This window comes from Amphritea opalescens, from assembly GCF_003957515.1.
Classification (GTDB): Bacteria; Pseudomonadota; Gammaproteobacteria; order Pseudomonadales; family Balneatricaceae; genus Amphritea; species Amphritea opalescens.
In genome coordinates this window covers 1-18,423 of record NZ_RQXW01000011.1, presented here as the reverse complement: position 1 = coordinate 18,423, position 18,423 = coordinate 1, and the positions used below count along the sequence as shown (strand labels likewise).

Below are 18,423 nucleotides of genomic sequence, written 5' to 3'. Positions count from 1 at the left end.
GACACCTTTTTCGCCTGTTAAATCGGGGCTGTTTAGTCGGGATTGTTTAGTCTGGACTGTTTAGTCGGGATTGTTTAATCGGGGCTGTTTAGTAGGGATTGTTTCTATCGAGACGGTTCTATCGAGTAGTGTCTATAGAGGCTGGCGCCTAGACGTTGTCTATGTCTAACGACGCCGTATGAGGGGTAACCTCATACGGCTTATCGAGTTTAAGAGTTGTTGTTAACTAGCTGGTAGAGCCCTACATCGATAGAACCCTCTTCGAATCCACCTTCGCAATAGCACAGATAGTAATGCCACAGGCGTCGGAACTGCTCATCGTAGCCGAGTTTTTCGAGGGCGTCGGTTTGCTGTTCAAAGCTGGCTCGCCAGTGGCGCAGGGTGCGGGCGTAATCCTTACCAAATAGCTGTTTATGCTGCAGACTGAAGCCATGTTCGGCGAACTTCTGTTCGAGTCGCTCGATACTTGGCAGCATTCCGCCAGGGAAGATATAGCGTTGAATAAAGTCAGCTTGTTTACGATAGCTGTCAAACCGCTGTTCCTCTATGCTGATCACCTGCAGTACAGCGACCCCGCCGGGTTTGAGGCTATTTTTCAAGGTGCTAAAGTAGGTGTCCCAATACTGTTCTCCCACCGCTTCAAACATCTCAATGGAAACGACGCCATCATATTGCTTCAGTAAGTCTCGATAATCGGTCAGGCTGATATCGGCTTGTTCATCGAGGCCTTTGGCTGTTAGTTGCTGACGACTCCATTGACGCTGCTCTTTCGACAGGGTGATGCCATGTAGCCGAGCATTATGATTTTCTAATAATTCGCTGGCAAAACCACCCCAACCACAGCCAATTTCGAGAATATGATCGGTTTCAGCCGGTTTTAACAGACTTAATATGCGCTGGTATTTCGCCCGTTGTGCCGCTTCGAGGGGCTGGCTCTCCGATTCAAACAGTGCGGCAGAGTAGGACATAGTAGGGTCCAGCCAGAGCCGATAAAAGTCATTGCCTAAATCATAGTGGGCGGCGATATTACGACGGCTACCGCTGGGGCTGTTGTTATTGCGCCAATGATGAATATTATCAAAGAGTTGTTTGATAAAGCTGGCTTTTGATAAGCCTTCCAGTGTGGCTTCGTTTTGCAATGCCCAGCGTACCAGCCCGGTGACATCCGAACTATCCCACTCTCCGGCGATATAACCCTCAGACCAGCCGGTGATACCCCCGCTAACGAGGCGTAGCAGGCAGCGCAGAGAGTTGAGTGTGACACTCACCTGTATGGCATCGTTTGGTTCAGATTCAGTTGCCGTTAAAGGCGTTAAGTGGCCAAAGCTCTGTTGATAACCACTGGGCATGGTCAAGTGTAAACGGCCACGGGTTTTACTCAGCGGTCCCTCAAGGCGTTTGAGTAGCTGTTGCTCCAGCCAGCTAGGTTTACTGGATCTGTAATGGTGTTGTTGGGCAACCGATTTAACCTGTGCTTGGCCCGAGGTCGCGGTTTTATAGTTACAGGTTTTCATAGTGATGTTCTCCGTTGCGATCTGACCAGCTAATGCTGTAACTTTTGGTGGTATGACGCGGTTGTAGTTTTAGGCCTTTCAGCCATAGTCTGAGTGCTTCCCAATGTATCGCCCCGATGACTTTCAGGGTCATAAGAGGGTGACTGAAAAACAGTGTTAATAGGTCGCGGTCGGTGAGTGTTTGTCGTTGACCGCTAAATGTCGCATTGAGTATAGGGGTCGCTTCTGCCGTTTGGCTGCATTGTAGAATGGCGACGGTAACCCGTTCAGCGGGCGGGCGAATGTTGAATTGATAGGCGGTATCCATCGGCATAAAAGGGCTGACATACATCTGCTTTTGGCAGCCCTGGGTGACGGTTTTATGGTCGCGGTTGTCATTACTCAATAAATAGCTGTGGCGCTGCCCAAAGGTGTTGCTGACTTCATAGATAATCACCTCAACCTCATTGTGCTGGTTGTAACAGAAGTAAACGCTCAGGGGGTTAAAGGTATACCCCATAATGCGGGGATAGCAGAGAAGTTCTATTCTGGCGCTCGCACTGCTGTAGCCTCGTGCTGACAGCAGTTCGGTGATCTCAGTGCGCAGTTGGCCATCACCACGGCCATGATCTTTTTCATGAAAGGAAAATAAACCGAAGCGGTTAATGCCCATGAATTTTAATTGCTGCAACCGTGGCAGTTCATCGAGATCGAGACAGAGTGAGAACACCCGATAAGCAAAGCGGTGCTGTTTTGGGGTAAACCGTTGGTGCACCACCGTGCCGGTGTAGATTGCTGATGCATACTCAGCCATTGGCGCTCTCCCTAACTTCCGCTGTCGGATGATCACTTGATGCTGGTGCCGAGGCAAAAATACGACTGTTCGGTTCGTCCAAGTGCCAAGGGCGGGGGACGCCACCTAATTGTTCGGCAACGGCTAAACCGGATTGTAGACCATCTTCATGAAAACCGTAGCCGAACCAGGCACCACAGAACCAGGTGTTTTGCTGCCCCTGTAGGCTCCAGAGTTTTTGTTGATTGGCTAGCGAGTGGCGATCGAAGGCGGGATGATCATAGAAGAAGGTGCGAATCATCTTATCGGCGGCCGGCTCTTTGAGCGGGTTGAGCGATACGATCACCGGTTGTTTGGTTGCCAGCGGTTGTAGGCAGTTCATCCAATAGCTGATCGATACCTCACGGTCATCCGGGCCGCTACCGGTGGCCATATAGTTCCAGCTCGACCAGACCTTAGGGTCACGGGGGAGCAAGCTTTGGTCTAGGTGTAGATAAGCTTTGTTGCGCTGATAAGGGAAGCTGCTTAACAGTTGCTGCTCTGTATCGCTTGGATTATCCAGCAAGGCGAGTGCTTGGTCTGCATGGCAGGCTAATACCACATCATCATAGTGTTCCTGAGCGCCGTGTAGGTCTTCGATAATGACGCCATCAGGCTGTCGGATAACCTTATGAATACGGCTGTTGAGCTTGATGTTGCCCGCTAATGCGGCGGCTAGTTTGTTGACATAGCCGATGCTGCCACCGGGAATAGTGTGCCACTGAGGGCGATCTTTGACCTGCAATAAACCATGATTTTTGCAGAAGCGTAGGAAGCTGAGAGCGGGGTAGTCGAGCATCTGCTTGACCGGCGTCGACCAGATCGCCGCACCCATAGGTAATAGATGGTCGTAAATAAAACGGTCGCCATAGCCGTGCTGGGTTAATAGCTCCCCCAAGCTGATATTCGCTAACGAGGGGTCTAGCATCATGCTGTCGGTGTTGCGATAAAAACGCATTAAGTCTTTGATCATGGACCAAAAAGAGGGACTGATAATATTGCGGGTTTGGGCAAAGAGGCCTGTCAGGCCGGAACCGCTGTACTCGAGTTGGCCATCATCAATCGAAACGGCAAAGGACATATCGGTTGCACAGGTGGGCAGATCGATATGTTCAAAAAACTTAACCAAATTAGGGTAGTTCACCGGATTAAAGACAATAAAACCGGTATCCACATCCACTCGGGTGCCGTTAAGATCGAAGTTAACGGTATTGGAATGCCCACCTAAACGATCATCTTTTTCATACAGGGTTACCTGATGGGCTCTATTTAACAGCCATGCGCAACTGAGGCCGGAGATACCTGAGCCGATAACGGCAATTTTTTTCGGGCGGATGGCGGTAATATTCATCTGAGCAGTCCATACTGTAATCTGTTTGCAGCACTTTACGTGTGGCAGCAGAAATAGGATCACCGTTGTTTTTATTGATATATCAATACGGGTCGATTTTTTTAGCATTCGACTGATCCGCTTAACTCGGCAAGACGTATAGGAGGTATATGAATAAAAGACCACCGGGAGACGATGTGGATAACATCATACAACTGAAGCAAGCGGAGATGGCCAGCGCTGACTGGAGTAATCTGCTGGGTCACCTAGCGGTTAAGCCTGATAAGCGTTTATATGCTCGGCTGTTTAGCCATTTCGCCCCTAAAGTGAAGGCCTATATTGTTCGTTTAGGGGTAGCGCTAGCAACAGCCGAAGAGCTAACCCAAGAAGTGATGTTGTCGGTGTGGCGCAAAGCGCACATGTATCACCCGGAAAAAGCGGCTGCGAGTACTTGGATCTTCACCCTCGCACGAAATCAAAGCATCGATTGGATGCGTAAACAGAAATACCCTCAATACAGTCTGGATGAGTGGAGCGAAACTGCTTCTGAGCCGGGTCAGGGCGAACAGAAAGTCCTATCGGATCGGATTGCGGCCGCTATTAAGTTACTTCCTGAAAAACAGGCGCAGGTTATCTATATGTCTTATTTCGAAGGGCGGTCACATGGTGACATCGCCGGTCGTCTCGATATTCCCCTTGGCAGCGTCAAATCTAGAATCCGTTTGGCGTCAGAAAAACTTAAACAGATCTGGGGAGGTGATCAGTATGAACATTAATCACCATCTGGATGATGCAACCCTGATGAGCTATTCCGCTGGAAGCTTATCGCAAGGCATGGCATTGGTGGTGGCATCTCATCTGGCGTTTTGTTCTGCCTGCCGTGAACGTGCGGAAATGAATGATGCGGTGGGTGGGGTGTTGCTTGAATCCCTTGATGCAGAAACCATCGAAGATGATATGTTAGCTGCGATACTGGCGCAGATCGATGAGCCTGAGACTAGCATCATCGAGCCACAACAGCAGACTCCACGCGCCTGTGATCCTGAAATTCCAATGCCGTTAAATGAATATGTCAGCGGTCCTCTGGATGAGTTGCAGTGGAAAAGAATTGTTCCTGGTGTGGCGTATTACGATATGCCTTGGCAGGGACGAGGGGTGTCACGGTTATTGCGGATAGCGCCGGGTAAGTCGATGTTAACCCATACCCACAATGGTAATGAACTGACGCTGGTTTTACGTGGCTCATTTTCCGATGAGGTAGGCCGCTTTTGTCGCGGTGATATTGCCGATTTGGATGACCAAATAGAACATCAACCGCTGGTGGATAGTGATGAGGATTGTATCTGCTTAATTGCGACCGATGCGCCGTTACGGTTCACCACCTTGTTTGGCAAGCTCGTACAGCCGATGACCGGTTTTTAGGATGGGACAACTCAACCCTAACAAGCTTAATCTCAGCAAGTGGACCGCGATTAAGCCACAGCAGAGAGAAAAACATTTTTTGGTGACCGCGTTAATCAGGGATGATGACGGCGTGGTACAGCAGTGTGTGTTAGAAGCGGTGCTAACCCATCGTGAGCAACGAATCCCCTGGCAGCAACTCAATGATAGCGAAACCTGGAAGCAGGGGTGGAGCTGATCAGTCGAAATGGTGGCGATGGGTTTTGACCTTCACTCATAACTAAGCTCAGGCATTTAGCGTTAAAGAGAATGTTCATAGCTCTAAAATCTCTTGATGTACCAACGCACAACTCAATCGACGCTCGTGATGAGCGTCGTTCTACAGCCTAACATCACACTATTATTTCCGCGCTATTAGCGACGACTTCAACAGCCTCAATCGTTTAAACCCCCAACGTTTCTTCGCTTCCTGACCCACTGATATAAAGCTTGGCAATATCAGGGGACTTTTCTCCGTGGCTTTTATCTCTCTACAACCGGTAAAACGGCCTATGGAGAGCGTCGCTTCAGCCAGCTGAAATATCGAGAATAACGGTTTGATTTTATTGGGTATTGGTGCAAGCGCGGGTGTTGCTATATGATTGCGCGCCCGATTAGGGGTAATATCAACTTATCAGGGTAGGGGCCACATGCCGTTATCTTGATCTACGCCAAAAGCGTCAATAAATAAAGGGCCTCTTATCGAGGCTGTTTAATAATAAATAATAATAGGAAAAAATATGAATACGAGTGCTGTGCAATTAACGCTATTGCAACGACTGAGTAAATTTTTTGTTACCCTGTTGCAGCGTTATCTTCCCGATCCATTTATCTTTGCTATTGTCTTAACCTTGGTGGTTTTTGTGTTGGTGATGCCAGCCACAAACCAAGGCCCCATGCAGGTTGTTGATGCTTGGGCCGGTGGGTTTTGGAAACTATTAACCTTTGCTATGCAGATGGCGATGGTGGTTGTTACCGGTCATGCGATGGCCAGTGCACCTGCGTTTAAAAGTAAGTTAGCCATGTTGGCTGGCATTGCTAAGACGCCAGGCCAAGCTATTATTCTCGTGACCATGATCAGTGCTGCTGCCTGTTGGGTTAACTGGGGTTTTGGTTTAGTCGTGGGGGCTATTTTTGCCCGCGAAATTGCGGCTAGAGTGAAAGGCGTCGATTACCGTTTGTTAATCGCATCGGCTTACAGTGGTTTTCTGTTTTGGCATGCGGGCCTGTCCGGCTCTATTCCTTTGGCGATCGCCAGTGGTACCAAAATTGAAATCGTGACCAATGGTGCCGTTACAGCGCCAATCCCAACCTCTGAAACGCTGTTTTCTACCATGAACTTGGCGATTCTTGCGGTGATGTTTATTACCATTCCTTTGTTGAATCGTCTAATGCATCCGGCTGCTCAAGACACCATGGTGATCGATCCTGCACTGTTAGCAGAGACGGCCGCGCCAGAGCCTTTGCCTAACAAAGCGGATATGTCTCCAGCGGAACGTCTAGAAAACAGCCGTATCCTGTCCCTGTTATTGGGTGCGATGGGTTTTGCTTACATTATTTATTATTTTATTAATAATGGTTTTGCGCTAAACCTAAACATTGTGAACTTCACCTTCCTGTTCTCGGCTATTTTGTTACACGGCACACCTAAAAGTCTGCTGAACTCGGTATCTCAAGGCGCGAAAAACTGTGCGGGCATCCTGCTTCAGTTTCCGTTCTATGCCGGTATCATGGGCATGATGACGGCTACCGGTGATTCAGGTGCCTCTTTGGCTGGGATTATTTCGGAAGCCTTCGTCTCTATCTCCAACGAAACGACTTTCCCACTATTCACTTTTTTGAGTGCGGGTATTGTTAACTTCTTCGTGCCTTCCGGTGGTGGTCAGTGGGCTGTTCAGGCGCCGATCATGATGCCTGCAGGTGCGGCGCTAGGCGTTGATGCGGCTAAGACCGCGATGGCGATCGCTTGGGGTGATGCTTGGACCAACATGATTCAGCCTTTCTGGGCGCTACCCGCGCTGGCGATTGCTGGCTTAGGGGCTAAAGATGTGATGGGTTATTGCATCATGGCGCTGTTGGGCTCGGGTGTGATTATCTCATTGGGCTTATTGATCTTCTAAGTATCGATGAGTCATTGCTAAAGATAAAAAAACCAGCCGCTTGTGTTGGTTTTTTTTGCTTTGCTGCTAGTGAATATCCGTGCTCACCGACGGCTTAGAGCACTTGATTCTGTTGCTCTTTGAGACTCGAAAACGCGCTGAGTGCATCTTGCCGGGATTGCTTAAGATCCAGTATTGGATGAGGGTAGCTGCTTCCGAGTGTGACGCCCGCCTCCGTGAGTACCTGTTCCGGTGCTTCCCAAGGCGTATGGATATAACGGCTCGGTAGAGTTTTAAGCTCGGGAATATAGTGACGAATATAGGCACCATCCTTATCAAATTTTTGTCCCTGAAGTACGGGGTTAAAAATCCTAAAGTAGGGGGATGCATCGGTACCGCAGCCGGCAACCCACTGCCAACTGGCGCTGTTGGAGGCTAGATCGGCATCCACGAGTGTATCCCAGAACCACGCGGCACCAAGGTGCCAGTGTTGGCGCTGGTTCTTCACCAGAAATGAGGCGACCAACATGCGCACGCGATTATGCATATAACCGGTCTGCCATAGTTGCCGCATCCCCGCATCTATAATCGGAAATCCTGTTAGCCCCTGTTGCCAGTCTTGGCATTGATCGGGGTGGTTTAACCAAGGGAAACGATTAAAGCGTTCATTCAGGTTTTCCTCTGCCATCTTTGGATTGTGATAAAGCAAGTAATAGGAAAATTCGCGCCAAGCGAGTTCTTTTAAAAAGGTATCGAGGGCATCCTCTAAGCCGGGTTGATTACCCTGTTGTTGGCTGTAATACCATACTTGGTGGGGTGATATCTGTCCCCACTGAAGGTAAGGCGAGAGGCTAGAGGTGGCCTCTAATGAGGGAACATCACGACCTTCCTGATAGTCTGGCAGGCGCTCGCGTATAAATTGCTGTAGATGTTGCCAAGCCGCCTCTTCCGAGACCGTCCAGTGATCGGTTATCTTCTTGGTCCAACTAGGCTCATCTAATATCAGCTCAGCCACGGGCGTCTGTTGTAGCTCGTCTGAACCGGTAATCTCGTCAGTAAACAGTTGTAGATCTGGACGGGGAAGGGGTTCGGACGGAGGCGCTGCGTTGAGGCAACCTTTACGATAATAGGGGGTGAATATTTTATAGGGCTTACCATCGGCTTTGCTGATGTTCCAAGGCTCCCACAACAGCGAGCCGTTGTAGCTGTGTACCTCAATGCCTGCGCTTTTTAACGCGAGCTTGATCTGGCTGTCTCGCCCGATGGCATGCGGGGTATAGCAGCGATTCCAGTGGATCTCTTGGGCACCGGTTTGCTGTACTAGCGATAATAAAATCGGCAGCGGATCGCCCCTGAAGATGCGTAACTGGCCGGAGAGTTGATCATTGAGATCGACCAAACTGTGATTGAGCCAGCATCGGCTTGCTGCGCCTAGGCTCCACTGATCTGGCGTGGTGCAGTCATCAATGAATACCGGTATCACTCGGCCAGTCTGAGCGGCATAGTAAAGGGCTGGATTGTCGGCCAGTCGAAGATCGTGCCGCAGCCAGACAATAACGGGGGTGTTCAAGTTGTTGCTCCTTATACCTGATTGCGTAGCCCAAGGTGTGCTGGGTAAGGCTCGAGGTAGCGTTGGGCGCGGATATAGTCGCTGCCATTTTGACTTATATAATGGGAGAGCAGGGTCATCGGGGTAATGAGGTTAACCTCTTCGAGTCGATATTGTTCAAACACCGTTAAAATAGCCTGACGGGCGGTGCTATCAACACTCTGCTTTAAATAGCCCATGATATGTTGCATCACATTGCAGTGAGCACCACGGGAAGCGGGTTGGCTAATCGCCTGCATAAACTGCTCAAAGTAGCTCTCCATCAGCTTGTCTAGCGGCTCTTGGTGAGCATCAGCGAGCATCTTTCCGAGGGTCCGATAGGCAACCTGGTTGTGTGCCATCAGCAGATATTTATAGCTGCTATGAAACTGTAATAAGTGATGGAAGCTAGGTTGTTCGATCACCTCTTTACGAAAATGATGGTGAGCAAAGACCCGCATAACAAAATTTTCCCGCAGCTGGGCATCGTTTAAACGCCCGTCCTCTTCGATGGGCAGGTTGGGGTACTGTTGCATCAATGCTTTGGCGAATAATCCTGCGCCCCGTTGCTCGTGGGGATGGCCGGACGGCTGATAAACTTTCACCCTTTCCATACCGCAACTTGGCGAATCTTTTTTGAGGATAAACCCGTCGAGGTCGACACATTTTTGCAGCATGGGCTGGCAGGCGTCGGTGAGTCGTTGACCGAGGTTTTCGCTGGCGACATCAGGGTTCGTTCTCGAAAAGATGAGCGAAGGTGCTTGTGGATCACCGGTCAGACGCATGGTGGGACGGGGGATACCAAAGCCCGCCGCGACTTCCGGGCAGAATGTTTGATACTTAAAATGGCTAGCGAGCTGATTACGACAGATTCGTGATTGGCTATGGCCACCGTTAAAACGAACTTCCTCACCCATGACGCAGGCGCTGATGCCGACGGGGATATTAGTGGTTTCGGAGATTGTATTCATGCTTATTTCCTTGGCTCTCAGCTTTATTAAAGGCTTGTACGTACAAAGCTTAGCAGTGGATCATCGTGGCGGCCGATGATTTCTGATGATTTGCATTTACGCTGAGACCTTCTGATATTATTTTTCAATAACTTAGGATGGTCTGAAGCATTAAGGTCAGATCTTTACCCGTTTTTTTAACGTAAGATGATATCGCCTTAGGTAACAAACATTCGAGCCAGATTGCTCTGATATATTAACAATAACTAATAATGCCCCATCAATAATAAACCTAGAACGATGTCGTGTATCACCGCTGTATGGAGGATGATGGCAATTGAAGCTGGAAGCTGAAAGGCAGGCGTGGTCGCGTTCTATGTGGGAGCCCCTTCTAGGGGCGATTACTTAATCAGCGCAGCCGAACAAACAGGCAAGCGGATAGGAGCAAGAGTGTGGCGAAACATGAAGCGCAGCATGTTGCGATATATCACCACCGCCGGTTGTAGCGAACGACGCCTCGTCGTGATTGAAGCCGTACTTCTTAGCATCTAACTAGCACTTTGATTTAACGGCATGTGGCTATTAAATAGAGGTAAGTTGATGGCAGGGATACCGCCTAAATTGGCGCTATAATTCATTGAAAATTCCTTTTATGGTTGTTAGTCTGCTGATACTTAATGTAAAGTTTTCTTGTCTTTGGCTTATCTGTTTTCAGAACTTTAGTGCCAAATGGGACTGCGATTAACTGTTAGCCAGAAAAAAATATGGATCACGATCAGTTTAAAATAATGGCGCAAGCATCAATTAATGATGTTGAATATCTTGCCAAACTCAAAAGCGACTTGGAGGAAGCGGAGTTTAATTCTCTCGCTTTTAAAACACTTAATCGATTCATTGATAACAAAGAAATAGTTTCTAAAATGATGGATATAGGATCCCATAATTGGGAACTATCATTAATACTGGAAATGGAAAAAGAACCTTGGTTTTCTGAATCTTTGTTGTACTTGACGCGCTCACTTCGTTCAACAATGATTAAAAATAAAGAAAAGGGAATATCTATTATTGAACAGATGTACCCCAGTATTCATGAATCCTTAGCCTGTTACCATGATTCTTTCTTCTTACAGCAGGGGGTTAACTCACAAAACCCAAGACATACTGTGCGTGCGTACTTTAGAATGCTTGGTGATACCGTAGAGAGTACTCACAAGCCACTCGCACTACTAATCTACCGAATGATTTCTTGTGATCCATCTAACCAATTATATGGGCGCCCAGAAGTTGTGTCTTTTGGGAAAGCTGTTTCTTCTTTGCTGGAAATAAATCAGTTAGAAGTAGTGTATAAAACACAGTTATATGGTGTGAGTTTGAGCCAATGGCGAAATATTGCACAACATTCAGGCTACCAATATAACAAGGTAAGCAAGACAATTACGTGCATTTATGGGTTAAACAATTCTCAAACAGTTCATCTTACTGTTGAACAACTACTTGAATTATTATTTGCTCTCAACAAGCTACAAGCGCTACAAAAAATAGCCGTAAGTTTTTGCATGATAGAGTTCATGGAAGAGATTCAATTCGATAAATATGGAAGAATTGAACTTACTATAGAAACCATTATCTCGCAAATTGGTAATGGAATCGGGCTGGAAGGATTTAAAGTACTCTCTGTAAATAACGATCGAGGATCATGTGTTTTTAAAATCGAAGATACTGCTAATAAGGGCCTTGTGCCATTTAAGCAAATGGTGAATCGCTTGTCTCATTTTATGGGCATGCTCAAAGAGACAGGCCATGACCCCGTTTTTGAGCTATTTACTTTGAATGGAAAGAAACTAACAGAGGCAAGAGTCATGACAAAGCAGAGACATGGCTAACAAGGCCGTATTTTTCGTTCGCGTGCTCACTACAAATGAGCCTGTTACAGTAGATGTCATCCTGCACATAGAATTATGCGACTACCTATTATAAAACCAGTAATAGCGAAAGGCGGGGACCCCGATTTCCCCCCAAAAAACGGTTGATGATGTCGAGATAGATAGCTCGGAGACGGATAAAACTTGATGATGTAAACATTGAGCAACCCCGTGGTATCTCAGAGCTTTGCATGGGTTGTATTCGATTTACTGTTCAGCAATAAATCATAATTGGAATAATAAATCACATAGATCCTCCATAACGTGTTTTCAGAGCAGGCAATGATGCATGATTACGTTGTTGTTCGAACTTAAGTTTTACCTGCCTTCAGAGAAGGATCTCACGTTAAATTTAAAAGGTTCATTTTGAAAGATCATCATCAATTACTTGTAGTCCTTGGCACATAAGGTTTGTAGCGATTTAAACAAGAGTGATATCGAATCTCAATCTTAATTGGAATCATCAAAACAGAACTGCTTGGTTAAAAAACAGCCAATAAATTCTTGACTGAATTAGTGGGGTATATATACTCAAAGGGTAATTGATTCGGATTCTAACAGCGCTGTATATTCATCTGTTCTCTCACCAGATAACGCCTGTTGTTCTTTTTCCCGATGATGTTCAACTGCTGTGGTCAATTGATGCATCCGGTAACACTGGGTTTTCATTGTCCTTTTTTCAGGCCGCTGTTTCGACAGCGGCCTTTTTTTATTCAAGTTTGACGGCATTTCTTCCGTTGGTTATTCGTTGTTTTCACAGGCTTTTGCTTGTATCGCCGTTAACGCGATAGTGAAAACGATATCGTCCACAAGGGCGCCTCTGGATAGATCATTCACCGGTTTTCGCATCCCCTGTAACATCGGGCCGATACTGATCACATCGGCACTACGTTGTACCGCTTTATAGGTGGTATTGCCGGTGTTTAGGTCGGGGAAGATAAAGACGGTTGCATGGCCAGCCACCGAGCTGTTGGGGGCTTTAGATTTCGCGACACTTTCCATGACGGCGGCATCATATTGCAATGGACCATCGATCAGCAGATCCGGACGTTTTTCGCGTACGATACGGGTCGCTTCTCTAACTTTATCAACATCGGCTCCCTTGCCGGAAATGCCTGTGGAATAGCTAATCATCGCAACGCGCGGGGGGATGCCAAAGGCGGTCGCTGAATCCGCCGACTGGATTGCAATATCGGCTAATTGTTCGGCGTTAGGATCGGGGTTGATCGCACAGTCGCCGTAAATCAATACCTGTTCCGGAAGGCACATAAAGAAGATTGATGACACTAGGTCGCTACCGGGCGCTGTTTTAATCAGCTGCATGGGCGGGCGAATGGTATTGGCGGTGGTATGTTCTGCTCCGCTGACCAGCCCATCAACATGGCCCATCTCCAGCATCAGAGTGCCTAGCACTACATTGTCCTGCAACAATCGCTTGGCAATAAACTCTGAGACACCACGTTGGCTCCGCAACTCGACTAGCCGTTGAATATAGTCATTACGAATGAGCTCTGGATCACGAATGGTGATCTTATCGTTGAGGGTGATCCCTTGGTTCTTGGCAACCTGAGCAATCTCTTTGATATTGCCGAGCAGTAGGCAGCGGGCGATGCCTCGTTCGGCACAGATCGCCGCGGCTTTCACGGTGCGTGGTTCATTGCCTTCCGGGAGCACAATTAACTTATCTGCTTGGCGCGCTCGGTTGATCAATTGATAGCGGAAGGCCGGAGGAGACAGACGGCGCTGATAACTATCATCCACCATGGTGTTAAGCCAGTCGCGATCGATATAGGCGGCGGTCGCTTCTTTGATATCACGGATGCGCTGATGATCATCGGTTTGGGTGCGTTGATTCATCTGTGTCATCGCTAGTGCCGTTTGCCAACTGTTCAACTGAATACTGAGAATCGGTAAGCCGGTTTTAAAGGCACCGGCACAGAGTTTCAATACCGGCGAGGAGGGGGTGAAGCCACTGGTTAACACCACGGCAGCTAATTCAATCCCGTTGACGGCGGCCATGCAGGCGGCAATGATCATATCGTCCCGGTCGCCGGGGATAAACACTAGGGCACCTGGCCGCAATTCGTCGACTGAGTTAGCGACACTGCGGGCGAAGAGTGTGATGCGATTGGCGCGGCGAGTGTCGATATCCCCCGTGTTGATAATGGTCGCATTTAGGTACGAGGCTATATCCTTGATACGGGGAGTAATCAGGTCGCGGTTCCACGGAATACAACCGAGCAAGCGAAACTGATCGCTAAAGATAGTGGCGTGTTCGCGGATAACCTCTTCGGTTATGCTGTGAATAACGGTTTGGCCGGCGCCGAGGAATGGCTGCATATGGCCATCACGGTCAACCGGTGCGCCCAGTTTGCTTAAAATACAGCCGACTAGCTGTTTGCTTTTAATGCCACCATAAGCGCGCGCCGTAATATCAATATGATCCTGCAACGCTTCAATGCTGTCGGTACCGGGTGTCGCCACTAGAATCACCTGAGCATCCAGTGCTTTAGCGATCTCATTATTGATGCGAGTCGCATAGGGCTGATGTTCGGTATGCACCATTCCCTCGATAATCACCACTTCATTATCCGCCGGCAGGCTTTGTTCATAGCGGGCAACCAGCTGTTCTAATAATTGATTGCCTTTATCTTGGCTGACCAGTTGTTCTATATCACGGATGCTGATCGGCTCGGCAATCGGGGCGGCACAATCTCCCTGCAGCATGGCGATCGTTGAATCGACCTTATCACGCTCTTCTTGGGCGATCGGCTTAAAGAAGTGGACCTTTATACCTTGCCGGTTCATGGCTTGAAAAAGGCCCAGCACCGCAGTGGTTAGTCCTGCACCCACACCGGTGGGGGCTATCAGTAATGCTTGAGACATCAGCGTTCCTTAATAGTAGGTAGCGACCTGTTGCTCTTGCGCGTTCATTCGTCGGCGGAGTCGCATTTAATGAATAAAGGAACCAGATCTAGAAGAATTATTTTTGACTGGTATGAGATTGATTCTACGGCGTAGGCCAACAAAATTACATAGTTTCGTTTCACCTTAATCTGGCGGCGTTAAGGGGTTAGGTTCCTGTTAGCGCGGGAAGCCCGTTTTTACTTAGGTGCTATTAACAATATTGTCCCCGTTGTTGTTCGATTGTTTTTCGTTTTATCCGCTTAGGTTGTCGGTATTTAGCCTGCATGCTCTCTGTGTGTAATAGACTAAGTTATAGTGGTTGGCTATTGAGGCTGGCGGGTTTATTGCTGTTCTGAATATCAAACATAGACTATCCCCTGAAAGGGGTAGGCAGTTAAAAACATCAAAATGAAGCATCATTTCAGGGTGGATGTAAATTTTATTTTTTCTGATTTATGTCATAAAAACAATGAATTAGAGTTGTTTTGTTAGCTGGTTATCGGTTTTTGTTACAGGCTTCTTTAGTAAGGTTTCTCCTACTGATGGAAGGTGAGTGTGGCAATTATCCGAACAGACGGACTTCCTATTTATAATAATGAGTGTTAAAAATACTGCACACCTATCCGCTAAGAGATGGGCTCGTTATTCAGGCACCAGAGAACAGTCGATAAATCGATTGTCGCAAGGCCTATGCCTACCTGAGTTATAAGAATTTATAAAAAAATAGGAAGACGATAGTGAAAAGAAGAGACTTGCTTAAAGCCGCAGCAACCGGTATTGCTGCTGCACCACTGGCCCTTTCCTCAACCGCCGCTCATGCAGGTAAAAATGTTCGCCTGCGTATGCAGACGCTCTATGGTACTGAAACGGATGATCTTTATAAGGCGTTCACTAATGATGTGAAAACTGTCTCTAATAAGAGTGTTCGTATTCAGCGCTTCCGTGGTTCAGAACTAGTGCCTAATGACCAGATGTTAGATGCGGTCTCTAAAGGTACGTTGGATATGTGCCAAGGCTATGCGGGCTATTGGGCTGGGCAGTTGGATATTGGCAAAATTGAATCCGGTATTCCTGGCGCTTGGGCGAGCTACGATGAAGCGATCTACCTGCATCAGGGCAAAGGATTTACTGCCTTACTGGAAGAAGCCTATGCCGAGAAAGGTGTTAAGTACTTAGGGGCTGTCTTTGGTGGGCCTTATGATTTGCTGACCACTAAGCCTGTGAATAGCCTTGAAGATCTGAAAAAACTGAAAATCCGTGCGACGGCAACCGTTGCTGGAATCTTAGAAAAATTTGATATTCCTACCGTATACCTGCCAAGCCAAGAGCTCTATGTTGCGCTGTCGACCGGTGCCATTGATGGTGTTATTTACGGCGGTTCACTGGAATATAAAGCGCTTAAATTGCACGAATCTGCGAAATATTACACCTACCTGAATATGATCAACCCAGGCTATGCCGACGGTATGCTGATCAATATGAAGAAATGGGAATCTCTCTCGGAAGATCAGCAAAAAGCATTGGAATTGGCCACCGCTAAACATGCGGTCAATATGCATGCTTGGAACGTGAATGGCTGCTTGGATGTGAATGGTGAAGGTATCTTTGAGTTCTCCTCACTGCCTGAAGCCGATTCTAAAGCCCTGACAACCGCTGCGATGGATATTTGGAAAGAAGAAGCGGCTAAGTCTCCACGTAACGCTAAAGCGATTGAGGCGATTACAGCGACAGCGAAGGCAACAGGGAGAATCTGATGTCAAAGCTTTCTCAATATCTTGCTTTTCAGGACAGGGTATCTGAGTGGGTCGGCCGGACGTTCTGTTGGTTATGTCTGGCCATGATCGCAGGGCTTTGCTACGAGGTGGGGGCGCGTTATCTATTTAACAGCCCAACCTCGTGGGCACACGAATCGACCACCATGTTGTACGGCACATTTTGCATTTTGGCCGGTGTTTATACCCATAAACACCATGGCCATGTGCGCAGTGAAGTGATCTACAACCTGTTCTCCGAGCGGACGCGGGCGGCATTTGATGTGCTGACCGGTGTGATCGGTATCGTGGTGTTTGCGGTGTTCTTTTACATTACCTTTAATTTCGCTGCTGATTCTTGGGCGATTAGAGAGGTCTCGTCAAAAAGCACCTGGGGACCTGTGGTGTACCCATTTAAATCTGTGCTGCCGTTGGCAGTAGGGTTGATGATTTTGCAGAGTATTGCTGAGCTGATTCGTAGCTTTATGATCATGATCGGCATACAACCAGAACCACAGGTTTAAAGTCGATTTGATCTAAAAGTGTAGTAACGCTCTTTGTCTAATTCGGCAAGCACTCGGTGTTTGCCGAATCAGACCCTCAATGATAAGAAAGGTGTATGTGTGTTAGATCTAGATCCCTTACTGGTTACCTTCGGCATGTTTTTTTCGATGCTGATTCTGTTGGCGATAGGTGCTCCGCTGACGTGGGCTCTGCTCACTGTGGGTGTGGGTTCGGCTTATTTTTTGTGGGGTCCAGCCGGGCTTGAGTTATTGGCCACCAGTTCGTTTTCCGCCATGGATAACTTCCTGTTGGTGGCGTTGCCGATGTTTATTTTCATGGGCTTGATGCTACAGCGTTCGGGTATCACCGATGATCTGTTTGATATGATCAATAAGCTCATGGGTGGAGTGCCGGGCGGCCTCGGTATGGGCACGGTAATTATCTGTGCGATTATCGCGGCGATGGCTGGGGTCTCCGGTGCGGCGACTGTGAGTCTGGGGATTATTGCGCTGCCATCGATGCTGAGTCGTGGTTACGATAAGAAGCTGGTGACCGGTACGATTATGGCCGGTGGCGCATTGGGCTTTCTGATTCCACCAAGTGTGTTGATGATTGTCTACGCCTTTCTAGCGCGGGAATCCGTTGGCAAACTGTTTGCTGCGGGTATGATGCCAGGCTTGATGTTAGCCGTTATTTATATGGTGTATATCTTCATATTTGCGGTGAAAAACCCCGATAAAGCACCGCCGATTGCGCTGTCTGAACGTTTGGGGGCAATCGATAAGATCAAGGCGCTTAAAGCATTGATTCTACCTGGAGCCCTGATTACCACGGTGCTGGGTTTTATTATTGGTGGTGTCACGTCTCCTTCCGAGGCGTCTGCGGTGGGAGCTGCGGGATCATTGGTTTGCGCCGCTATCTATCGCACGCTTAACCTGAAGATGCTTAAAGAGGTGTTGATGAGCACCACGCAGCTGATGGGGATGTTGTTGTGGATTACGCTCGCGGCGGTATTTTTCAGTAAGATTTATATCGGCCTAGGGGCGGGTATGTTGATTACTGAGCTGGTGCAGGACTCGAACTTATCGCCTTATATGGTGATTGTGGCGATGCTGGCAACCTACTTTATTTTGGGTATGTTCCTCGATGACTTTGCCATCGTGTTTATCACCGTACCGCTGTTTGTACCTATTGTGCAGGAGTTGGGTTTTGATACTGTTTGGTTTGCTGTGTTGTTTATTATCAGTATGCAGACGGCTTATCTGACGCCGCCCTTTGGCTATAATCTCTTCTATATGCGATCGGTGGCACCGCCGTCCATTACCATTTACGACCTGTATAAAGCGGTTATTCCGTTTATTATTCTGCAGGTTATTGGTTTGGCGTTGGTGGTGATTTTCCCGCAGATTGCACTGTGGCTACCGAACCTGATCTTTGGTTCATGAACCGCTGAAAATGTTAAAAGCCGCTCACTGAGCGGTCAGACTGCTGAAAAAGTCCTCGTCAAATGACGAGGATTTTTTATAATAGAGCCATGTTAAAAGAACGCCCCCAAACCCAGTCCACCCTTGAGTTTGTCTGTATTGATGAGCTTGTGCCTAAAGATC

14 protein-coding genes are annotated in these 18,423 nt (G+C 47.9%); 8 read left to right on the top strand and 6 right to left on the bottom strand.

Features of this window, described 5'->3' with window-relative positions:
- Window positions 1–209 precede the first annotated feature (209 nt).
- The 3 genes from EH243_RS12615 to EH243_RS12605 are packed head-to-tail and all read right to left on the bottom strand — an operon-like array spanning window position 210 to window position 3,676.
- The gene (locus tag EH243_RS12615; RefSeq protein WP_126159033.1) at window positions 210–1,514 is read right to left on the bottom strand and encodes an SAM-dependent methyltransferase; all 1,305 of its coding nucleotides are present in this window, start codon (window positions 1,512–1,514) and stop codon (window positions 210–212) included.
- On the bottom strand, window positions 1,501–2,307 hold the full coding sequence (locus tag EH243_RS12610; RefSeq protein WP_126159032.1) for a DUF1365 domain-containing protein: 807 nt from the start codon (window positions 2,305–2,307) through the stop codon (window positions 1,501–1,503). The genes EH243_RS12615 and EH243_RS12610 overlap by 14 nt, the downstream gene beginning before the upstream one ends.
- Window positions 2,300–3,676 (bottom strand): NAD(P)/FAD-dependent oxidoreductase, encoded by a 1,377-nt coding sequence (locus EH243_RS12605; RefSeq protein ID WP_126159031.1) that lies wholly within the window; start codon window positions 3,674–3,676, stop codon window positions 2,300–2,302. Before EH243_RS12605 ends, EH243_RS12610 begins: the two co-directional genes overlap by 8 nt.
- A gap of 149 nt (window positions 3,677–3,825) precedes the next feature.
- Between EH243_RS12605 and EH243_RS12600 the strand changes: the two genes are divergently transcribed.
- The 4 genes from EH243_RS12600 (at window position 3,826) to EH243_RS12585 (ending at window position 7,215) form a co-directional block, all read left to right on the top strand.
- Window positions 3,826–4,431 (top strand): sigma-70 family RNA polymerase sigma factor, encoded by a 606-nt coding sequence (locus EH243_RS12600; protein ID WP_126159030.1) that lies wholly within the window; start codon window positions 3,826–3,828, stop codon window positions 4,429–4,431.
- Window positions 4,421–5,077 (top strand): ChrR family anti-sigma-E factor, encoded by a 657-nt coding sequence (locus tag EH243_RS12595; RefSeq protein WP_126159029.1) that lies wholly within the window; start codon window positions 4,421–4,423, stop codon window positions 5,075–5,077. Before EH243_RS12600 ends, EH243_RS12595 begins: the two co-directional genes overlap by 11 nt.
- Window position 5,078: 1 nt before the next feature.
- Window positions 5,079–5,294 carry a TIGR02450 family Trp-rich protein gene (locus EH243_RS12590; RefSeq protein ID WP_126159028.1) on the top strand — a complete coding sequence of 72 codons (216 nt, stop codon included), beginning with the start codon at window positions 5,079–5,081 and terminating at the stop codon, window positions 5,292–5,294.
- A 541-nt stretch (window positions 5,295–5,835) separates the two neighbouring features.
- Window positions 5,836–7,215, top strand: a complete 1,380-nt coding sequence (locus EH243_RS12585; RefSeq protein ID WP_206441613.1) for a short-chain fatty acid transporter — start codon at window positions 5,836–5,838, stop codon at window positions 7,213–7,215.
- A 94-nt stretch (window positions 7,216–7,309) separates the two neighbouring features.
- Here the strand turns inward: EH243_RS12585 and EH243_RS12580 are convergent, their stop codons facing one another.
- Window positions 7,310–8,764, bottom strand: coding sequence for a cryptochrome/photolyase family protein (locus EH243_RS12580; RefSeq protein WP_126159027.1), 1,455 nt, complete (start codon window positions 8,762–8,764; stop codon window positions 7,310–7,312).
- Between the two features lie 11 nt (window positions 8,765–8,775).
- Window positions 8,776–9,753 (bottom strand): DUF523 and DUF1722 domain-containing protein, encoded by a 978-nt coding sequence (locus EH243_RS12575; RefSeq protein WP_126159026.1) that lies wholly within the window; start codon window positions 9,751–9,753, stop codon window positions 8,776–8,778.
- A gap of 743 nt (window positions 9,754–10,496) precedes the next feature.
- Here EH243_RS12575 and EH243_RS12570 point away from each other — a divergent pair.
- The gene (locus EH243_RS12570; RefSeq protein ID WP_126159025.1) at window positions 10,497–11,615 is read left to right on the top strand and encodes a hypothetical protein; all 1,119 of its coding nucleotides are present in this window, start codon (window positions 10,497–10,499) and stop codon (window positions 11,613–11,615) included.
- Window positions 11,616–12,395: 780 nt separating this feature from the next.
- Here the strand turns inward: EH243_RS12570 and pta are convergent.
- On the bottom strand, window positions 12,396–14,540 hold the full coding sequence (pta, locus tag EH243_RS12565; protein ID WP_126159024.1) for a phosphate acetyltransferase: 2,145 nt from the start codon (window positions 14,538–14,540) through the stop codon (window positions 12,396–12,398).
- Window positions 14,541–15,298: 758 nt separating this feature from the next.
- Between pta and dctP the strand changes: the two genes are divergently transcribed.
- The 3 genes from dctP to EH243_RS12550 all read left to right on the top strand — a co-directional run bounded on the left by dctP (window position 15,299) and on the right by EH243_RS12550 (window position 18,261).
- On the top strand, window positions 15,299–16,315 hold the full coding sequence (gene dctP, locus EH243_RS12560; protein WP_126159023.1) for a TRAP transporter substrate-binding protein DctP: 1,017 nt from the start codon (window positions 15,299–15,301) through the stop codon (window positions 16,313–16,315).
- A complete protein-coding gene (locus EH243_RS12555; protein ID WP_126159022.1) occupies window positions 16,315–16,836 on the top strand; it encodes a TRAP transporter small permease subunit in 522 nt (173 codons plus the stop codon). Before dctP ends, EH243_RS12555 begins: the two co-directional genes overlap by 1 nt.
- A 99-nt stretch (window positions 16,837–16,935) precedes the next feature.
- The gene (locus tag EH243_RS12550; protein WP_126159021.1) at window positions 16,936–18,261 is read left to right on the top strand and encodes a TRAP transporter large permease; all 1,326 of its coding nucleotides are present in this window, start codon (window positions 16,936–16,938) and stop codon (window positions 18,259–18,261) included.
- The last annotated feature ends 162 nt before the right edge of the window (window positions 18,262–18,423 follow it).

What these genes read in the sequence shown, in the direction of transcription:
- EH243_RS12615 (WP_126159033.1), bottom strand. Translation starts at nt 1,514, where the DNA reads ATGAAAACCTGTAACTATAAAACCGCGACCTCGGGCCAAGCACAGGTT.
- EH243_RS12610 (WP_126159032.1), bottom strand. Translation starts at nt 2,307, where the DNA reads ATGGCTGAGTATGCATCAGCAATCTACACCGGCACGGTGGTGCACCAA.
- EH243_RS12605 (WP_126159031.1), bottom strand. Translation starts at nt 3,676, where the DNA reads ATGAATATTACCGCCATCCGCCCGAAAAAAATTGCCGTTATCGGCTCA.
- EH243_RS12600 (WP_126159030.1), top strand. Translation starts at nt 3,826, where the DNA reads ATGAATAAAAGACCACCGGGAGACGATGTGGATAACATCATACAACTG.
- EH243_RS12595 (WP_126159029.1), top strand. Translation starts at nt 4,421, where the DNA reads ATGAACATTAATCACCATCTGGATGATGCAACCCTGATGAGCTATTCC.
- EH243_RS12590 (WP_126159028.1), top strand. Translation starts at nt 5,079, where the DNA reads ATGGGACAACTCAACCCTAACAAGCTTAATCTCAGCAAGTGGACCGCG.
- EH243_RS12585 (WP_206441613.1), top strand. Translation starts at nt 5,836, where the DNA reads ATGAATACGAGTGCTGTGCAATTAACGCTATTGCAACGACTGAGTAAA.
- EH243_RS12575 (WP_126159026.1), bottom strand. Translation starts at nt 9,753, where the DNA reads ATGAATACAATCTCCGAAACCACTAATATCCCCGTCGGCATCAGCGCC.
- EH243_RS12570 (WP_126159025.1), top strand. Translation starts at nt 10,497, where the DNA reads ATGGATCACGATCAGTTTAAAATAATGGCGCAAGCATCAATTAATGAT.
- pta (WP_126159024.1), bottom strand. Translation starts at nt 14,540, where the DNA reads ATGTCTCAAGCATTACTGATAGCCCCCACCGGTGTGGGTGCAGGACTA.
- EH243_RS12555 (WP_126159022.1), top strand. Translation starts at nt 16,315, where the DNA reads ATGTCAAAGCTTTCTCAATATCTTGCTTTTCAGGACAGGGTATCTGAG.